The organism is Corallococcus sp. AB049A (genome assembly GCF_003668885.1).
In the GTDB taxonomy this organism is placed as follows: Bacteria; Myxococcota; Myxococcia; order Myxococcales; family Myxococcaceae; genus Corallococcus; species Corallococcus interemptor.
In genome coordinates, this window is the sequence record NZ_RAWL01000453.1 from 1 (window position 1) to 6,766 (window position 6,766).

The 6,766-nt window shown below is 71.4% G+C and carries 6 protein-coding genes; 3 read left to right on the plus strand and 3 right to left on the minus strand.

What is annotated here, in order from left to right:
* The first annotated feature begins 122 nt into the window (after positions 1-122).
* Positions 123-506 (plus strand): iron-sulfur cluster assembly accessory protein, encoded by a 384-nt coding sequence (locus D7X55_RS33220; RefSeq protein ID WP_120552799.1) that lies wholly within the window; start codon positions 123-125, stop codon positions 504-506.
* A 76-nt stretch (positions 507-582) separates the two neighbouring features.
* Here D7X55_RS33220 and D7X55_RS33225 read toward each other — a convergent pair whose 3' ends face one another.
* The 3 genes from D7X55_RS33225 to D7X55_RS33235 are packed head-to-tail and all read right to left on the minus strand — an operon-like array spanning position 583 to position 2,719.
* On the minus strand, positions 583-1,101 hold the full coding sequence (locus D7X55_RS33225) for an acyl-CoA thioesterase (RefSeq protein ID WP_120552798.1): 519 nt from the start codon (positions 1,099-1,101) through the stop codon (positions 583-585).
* 36 nt (positions 1,102-1,137) lie between these two features.
* Positions 1,138-1,887: a deoxynucleoside kinase gene (locus D7X55_RS33230; RefSeq protein ID WP_120552797.1), complete on the minus strand. Its 750-nt coding sequence runs from the start codon at positions 1,885-1,887 to the stop codon at positions 1,138-1,140.
* Positions 1,888-1,900: 13 nt separating this feature from the next.
* On the minus strand, positions 1,901-2,719 hold the full coding sequence (locus D7X55_RS33235; RefSeq protein WP_121725161.1) for a glycerophosphodiester phosphodiesterase: 819 nt from the start codon (positions 2,717-2,719) through the stop codon (positions 1,901-1,903).
* Between the two features lie 159 nt (positions 2,720-2,878).
* Between D7X55_RS33235 and D7X55_RS33240 the strand changes: the two genes are divergently transcribed.
* Positions 2,879-3,916 (plus strand): hypothetical protein, encoded by a 1,038-nt coding sequence (locus tag D7X55_RS33240; protein ID WP_121725162.1) that lies wholly within the window; start codon positions 2,879-2,881, stop codon positions 3,914-3,916.
* A 213-nt stretch (positions 3,917-4,129) separates the two neighbouring features.
* The coding region (locus D7X55_RS33245; RefSeq protein ID WP_147470304.1) for a serine/threonine-protein kinase at positions 4,130-6,766 on the plus strand (2,637 nt) is incomplete at its 3' end.

Genomic DNA, 6,766 nt, shown 5'->3' on the forward strand with positions numbered 1-6,766 from the left:
GGTGATTTCGGGGATGGGCATGGGGGTTATCTTCTGTTGAGCCGGGAAGGGGTCCGTCAGGTCCCTTGGCTTTTCGGGCGCCAGGGCGTTATGAGGCGCCGTCCACGAGGAGAGTGAAGCACATGGATACTTCTACCGCCGTCGCCGGCACCACGCCGGCCTCCCAGCCCACCACCTCTGGCCCCGTCGTCCTGACGGCCGCCGCCATCGCCCAGGTGAAGACGGTCATCCAGGCCCAGGGCTTCCAGGGTTACTTCTTCTCCATCCGCGTGGTGCCCTCCGGCTGCAGCGGCCTGGGCTACGACCTGAACCTCGTCAAGGAGACGAAGGCGGGCGACCAGACGTGGGAGCAGGATGGCGTGGCCATCGCCACGGACGCGCTGAGCGCCCAGTACCTCTCGGGCACGCACATCGACTACGTCACCAGCATCACCGGCGCGGGCTTCAAGTTCGAGAACCCCAACGCCAAGTCGTCCTGCGGCTGCGGGACGTCGTTCACCACCTGATCCGCCGTCCGGCGCTTCAGGCTGGAAGAAGGGCCGAGGGGACGCCAGACAGGCGTGCCCCCGGCCCTTCGTGCGTTCAGGCGCCGGCCACGGGCTTCATGACCTTCATCCAGTTCTGCTCCCCCCGGCCGCGGTTGCGGCGCTGGGCGCGGCGGGCCTCCGCCTCCTGGAAGGCCTGGCGCTCCGCGTCCGACTCCAGGAGCAGCGGCGGCACGGGCACGCCCTTGCCGTCCTGGCCCTGCGCCACGAAGGTGAGCAGCGCGCTGGTGGTGAGGTGCCGCTCACCGGTGAGCGGGTTCTCCGCGTGCACGGTGACGCCCACCTCCAGCGAGGTGCGGAACGCCGCCAGCACGCGCGCGTGGAGCAGGGCAATCCAGCCCACGCGGATGGGGGCGTGGAAGTGCAGGTCGTCCATGGACGCCGTCACCACGACCTGACGGCAGTGGCGCTGGGCGGCCACGGCGCCGCAGATGTCGATCCACTGCATCACCTTCCCGCCGAACGCGGCGTTCAGGTTGTTGGCGTCCGGAGGGAGGATGAGCTGCGTCATCACCACTTCGGAGTCGCGCGGGCTCTTCGGGCTGAGGTCGTGCATGGCGCGGCGCAGCGTCGCACGAGCGGGGGCGCCGCGTCAGGCGAGGAATGCGGAGACGCGGTCCATGAACTCCTCGCGGCCCTGTCCCTTGCGGATGTCCTGCGTGGACACGTCCACCACCAGGCAGTCCACGCCGTACTTCTCCTGGAGCACCTGGGGGAAGCCCGCGTAGTAGCCGTTGAGGCCCTTGAGGAACTGCTTCCCGATGCCCTTCTCCTCGGCGCGGCCGCGCGTGCGGATGCGCTGGAGGAGCACGTCCTCCGAGGGCACGTCGAAGCAGATGACCTTGTCCGGCCGCACGATGTGGCGCGACAGCCGCTGGAAGTACTCGTAGTACAGGTCCAGCTCCGCGTTCGTCATGTGCCCCAGGCCGTGCAGGTACTTGGCGAAGATTTCCGGGTCCTCGTAGAGCGTGCGGTCCTGCACGCAGCTCTTGCGGACGGAGTGGATGAGCTCGTGGTGCTCCACGCGCCGGATGAGGAACTCCAGCTGCAGCGTGAACGACCACCGCGACATGTCGCCGTAGTAGTCACGCAGGAAGCGGTTGTCGATGACGGGCTCGTCGAACAGCTCGAAGCCGAAGCCCTGGCTGATGAGCTTCGCGGCCGTCGTCTTGCCCGCGCCGATGTTGCCCGCGAGCGCCACGAAGCGCTTGGCGCGAGGCACCTTCACCTTCAGCGTGTTGCGGGCGGCGGGCTTCGTTCCGGCGCCGGCCGGGGGCGAGGCCTTGGACGGGGGCTCGGTGCGGGACGACGCCGGACGCGCGCGGGAGGTGGAGCGGGGCATGGAGCCCGAAGGCTTAACCCGGCTTTCCAGGGGCGTCCATTCGCTGGCGGAGCAGGTCCGGCCGGTCGGTCATGATGCCGCCGATGCCTTCGGCGATGAGCCGGTCCATCTCCGCCGGATCATCCACCGTCCACACGTTGATCCACTTGCCGCGCTCGGCCGCGGCCTTGAGCAGCACGTCGTCCACCAGCCGCACCTCGCCGAAGTACAGCGGCATGTCGAGCACGCTGAAGCGCGCATCCTCCGGCGGCGCCTCGCCCGCCTTGAGCGCCAGGACGAACGCGGCCAGCGCGTCGCGCGGGTAGAAGTGGCACGCGTCGGGCAGCCTTTCATGGAGCCGCTCCGCGATGACGTCCTGCTCGCTGCCCAGGCACACGCGGCCCAGGGCCCCTTCCTCCGTGAGCAGGCGGGCGAGCACCTCCTCCGCGCCCGGCACGTCTGGCTTCAGCTCCACGTTGAGGGGCAGGGTGGGGAAGGCGCGCAGCACCTCGCGAAGCGTGGGCAGGCGAATGCCCTGGCCCCGGAAGGGGAAGGTGCGGCCCCCGTCCGGGGTGAAGCGGTGGCCCGCGTCCAGCTTGCGCAGCTCCGCCAGCGTGAGCGCCGCGAGCGGACCGGCTCCGTCGGTGCAGCGCTCCAGCGTGTCGTCGTGCGCGACAATCACTTCGCCATCGCGCGACAGGTGCACGTCCAGTTCCAGCATGTCCGTGCGGTGCGTGTGGACGGCGCGCTGGAAGGCCTCCAGCGTGTTCTCCGGCGCGAGCAGCGCTCCGCCGCGGTGCGCGATGTGGAGCGTGGGCTTGAGCCCATGGAGAAAGATGTCGCGCGGCAGCATGATCCACCTATTCCTGAATTGACGATGATGTGACGAACAGGGCCTCGGTCCGTTCCTTGCCGGCCCTACGAAGCCACCGGTATAAGGGCCTGAATCCTCAGCCCGACCGGCGTCGGACTTCAACAACGACGGCGCCCTTCACCTCCCGGAGAGAAACGAATGGAACTGCGCACGAAGCTGGGCGCCGCGGCACTCCTCGCTGCCGCCGCGATGGCGACCGCCGCCGGCTGTGGCGGTCGTGATGATGAGAACCCCACCCCCACGCCCGACGCTGGCTGCACGGGCGTGTGCAGCACCGACGCGGGCAGCGATGCTGGCTTGGACGCGGGCACGGACGCGGGCACGGCGAACCAGATCGCCGCGACGCGCAAGCTGACGTTCGGCACCAAGGCGACCCTGCGCGACGTGGTCATCACGGGTGTCCACTACGAGAAGCTGGGCACGAGCTCGGAGTGGCGCTCGTACTTCTGGGTGACGGATCCGGCCGCTCCGAAGGAGGGCCTCTTCATCCACAAGTTCTACTCGGACACTCCGAACACGTACCACCCGCAGGTGGGCGACACCGTCGACATCGCGGGCTACTTCGGCACGGAGCCCAACTACGAGCCCTTCACTGGCCGTCGCCACCACCTGGCCAACCAGCGCACGCCCCCGATCCCGCTGGCCATCACGCCCAAGACGACGGATGCGGGCACGGCGAACCTGCCGCCGGCCAACGAGGTGACGGTGGATGACCTGACGGCGTCGCTCGCGGCGGCGCAGAACAGCGCGTCCTACCTGGGCACGCGCGTCCACCTGGCGGGTCCGCTCACGCTGACCAACGCGCAGCCCACCCAGCTGCAGCGCCTGGACTCAGCTGACGCCGGCACCCTCTACTACGGCTTCGAGGTCACCGGCGGCATCCTCGTGTACCACGACAAGACCCGTGACCGGTCCGGCGACGGCGGCACCCGCTGCGACTACCAGAAGGCGGCCCTGGACGGCGGAGCGGTGACGTTCCCCAACGGCATCAGCGGCGTCTGGGATACCTACACCTTCGCGCCCTGCAAGGACGGCGGCACGGACATCACCGGCTGCGGCGACAACATCGCCGACAGCGGCGTGCCGGGCCTCGACGACAAGCGCTACACCTACACCCTCATCCCGCAGGACTGCGCGGACCTGCCGGGCCAGGTGGACGGCGTGGCCTTCCCGTAATCCTCCGCCAGCTGACGTCTTCCCCGTCCGCCTCCCAGGGCCCTGTGGCCCTGGGGGGCGGTCGTGTTTCAGGGGCCCGAAAGTTCGCGTGGCCCGCCGGGCCTGCCTAGAGTCCGGCGCCGGGCGGGTCGGTCGGCTCCCCCCGGGGCGGGATTGCAGGTAGGCTCCGGACACGCTTCAAAGTTCCACCCGCGGCCCGCACCTTCCACGTCCTTGAGCTCGCCCCAGACGGCCACCCCGTTCGGCAGATACCTGCTCATCAAGCGCCTCGCGCTGGGCGGGATGGCGGAGCTTTTCCTGGCGCACAAGCCGCCGGATCCGACGCTGGTGGTCATCAAGCGGATCCTCCCGTACCTCTCCGAGGAGCCGGAGTTCGTCCAGATGTTCCTGGACGAGGCGCGCATCGCCGCCCAGCTCCATCACCCCAACATCGTGCAGGTGCACGAGCTGGGGAAGGAGGGGGACAACATCTTCATCTGCATGGAGTACGTGGAGGGCGTGGACCTGCGCCGCGTGCTCGCGGAGGAGCACAAGTTCGGCGCCTCCATGCCGTACGGCGTCGCGGCGAAGATCTGCGCGGCCATCGCGGCGGGCCTGGACCACGCGCACTTCAGCCGAGGCGTGGACGGGCGCCCCCTGGAGTTGATCCACCGGGACGTCTCTCCGCAGAACGTGATGATTTCGTACGACGGGCGCGTGAAGCTCGTCGACTTCGGCATCGCCAAGGCCGGCGCGTTCATGGAGCGCAGCAAGCCGGGCGTCATCAAGGGGAAGTTCCTCTACCTGTCGCCGGAGCAGATCCTCCAGGAGCGGTTGGATCACCGCGCGGACATCTACGCGCTGGGGGTGATGCTGTACGAAATCACCACCGGCAAGCAGCCCTTCCACCGCCCCACCACGGAAGGCATCCTCTACGCCATCCGCTACGAGGAGCCGTCGCCGCCGCACCTGGTGCGCCCGGACTACCCGGAGGCCCTGTCGCGCATCGTGATGCGGTGCCTGGTGAAGGACCGCACCCAGCGCTACCAGCGGGCGTCCGAGGTGCGCGACGACCTGCAGGCGTTCCTCGCGTCGGGCGTGCTCAAGCAGAGCCTGGACGTGGCGGGGTACATCGCGCGGCTGCTGGGGGAGAAGGAGGAGCGCACCGTGCTCCACATCCCCCCGGCGAAGCGCGCGGGCCGGCACGAGGCCACGCTGCCGCTGCCGGCCCTTCGCACGCCGCTGCCGCCGCCGGTGCCCGACCTGCCGGAGGACACCGCCGCGCGCACGCTGCCCCTGGCGGACGTGGAGGACACCGCCGCGCGCACGCTGCCCCTGGCGGACGTGGAGGACACCGCCGCGCGCACCCTGCCGCTCGCGGGGGACGAGGACACCGGCGCGCGCACCCTGCCGCTGGGCGGGACGGCTTCGCAGCTCCGTGGGCCTTCCGCGCTGACGCCGGCGGGGCTGGTGTCGCGGCCTCCCGCGCGGCGGCCCACGGCGGAGGCGGCCGCGCTGCGCGCCTGGGACGCGGAGGAGAAGGAGCCCGAGACGCAGATGGCGCTGCCGCGCGACCTGCCCTTGGGACGGGACGACGACGAGGACGACGATGGCGAGTCCACCGCGGTCGGCACGATGCCCGGGGCTCCCTCGCCGCGCCGCCACCTGGAGCCCGTGTTCGAGGATGAGGCGTGGGACGAGGAGGCGCAGGAGGAGGACGAGGACGCCGACTCCACCGTGCCGCTGCGCGCGCGCCGTCCCCGGCCGGTCGCGCCCACGCCTACGCCAGCCCGGCGCAACGGCCCTCCGGAGGCCACCGCGCGCTCCGGGGCAGGAGAGCGGGGCGCCTCCGACCGTTCCCGGCGTCCTTCGTCCGGCGTGGCCATGCCGCGTGGGAGTGGGGCCTCGGATGATCCCTTCGCGCCCTCGCCGCGACGCCCTCAGCCCTCCGCGTCGGAGGGGCGCGCCACCACGCCGGCCCCGCGCCGGACGGGCATGGCGTCCGCCGATGATGGCCGCTCCGAACCGCTGTCGTCCGGTCCCCGCCGCATGGGGGACGACGCCCGCTCCGAACCTCTGTCATCCGGCCCGCGCCGCATGGGGGACGACGGCCGCGAGCCGCTGTCGTCCGGTCCCCGGCGTATGGGAGACGACGGCCGCGCCGAACCGCTGTCGTCCGGTCCGCGCCGTATGGGTGGCGACGGACGCGTGTCGCAACCGCCGGGCCCGCGTCGGCCGGGTTCGGCGTCCAGCGACGCGAACCGCGCCGCTCCGCCTTCGGGCCCCGGGGCTCGCAACGTGCGCCCTCCGCCCCGGCCTGCTCCCGAGGACGACGAACGCTTCAACACCGACCCCGGCCCCTCCGGGGTGAGCCTCACGGACCCGACGCCCGTCACGACCGGTGACCCGGACGACGACGAGTCCACCATCGGGTTCCAGCCGCCGCGAAGGCCGCCACCCCGGCGGGCCGTGCGCGCTCCCGTCGACGAGGACGAGGCCTACGACGACGAGGGGCCCGATACGCTCGACGCCTCCGGGGCGCCCCGGCGCTCTCGCACCGTGCTGTTCGTCGCGGGCGCGGTGCTCGTGGCCGTGCTGTGCCTGGGGCTCGCCTGGATGATGGGCCTGTTCAGCCCCGACGCGCAGTCGCCTCCCGCGCCCATGAAGGGGCCTCCGGCGGGAGGCCCGGCGCGGCCCGGGCCCCAGGGCTCGGCCCCCGTGAAGGCGCCCGCGCCACCTGCCCCGGCCGAAGCCGCGCCGGCGAAGTCCCCGGACGCCGCCCTCGCGGACTCCGCCACGCAGCCGAAGTCCGTGGCTCCCGCCTCCACGGAACCCGCCGCGATGACGCCGGACGGGGGACTCGCGATGGCC

What these genes read in the sequence shown, in the direction of transcription:
- D7X55_RS33220 (WP_120552799.1), top strand. Translation starts at nt 123, where the DNA reads ATGGATACTTCTACCGCCGTCGCCGGCACCACGCCGGCCTCCCAGCCC.
- D7X55_RS33225 (WP_120552798.1), bottom strand. Translation starts at nt 1,101, where the DNA reads ATGCACGACCTCAGCCCGAAGAGCCCGCGCGACTCCGAAGTGGTGATG.
- D7X55_RS33230 (WP_120552797.1), bottom strand. Translation starts at nt 1,887, where the DNA reads ATGCCCCGCTCCACCTCCCGCGCGCGTCCGGCGTCGTCCCGCACCGAG.
- D7X55_RS33235 (WP_121725161.1), bottom strand. Translation starts at nt 2,719, where the DNA reads ATGCTGCCGCGCGACATCTTTCTCCATGGGCTCAAGCCCACGCTCCAC.
- D7X55_RS33240 (WP_121725162.1), top strand. Translation starts at nt 2,879, where the DNA reads ATGGAACTGCGCACGAAGCTGGGCGCCGCGGCACTCCTCGCTGCCGCC.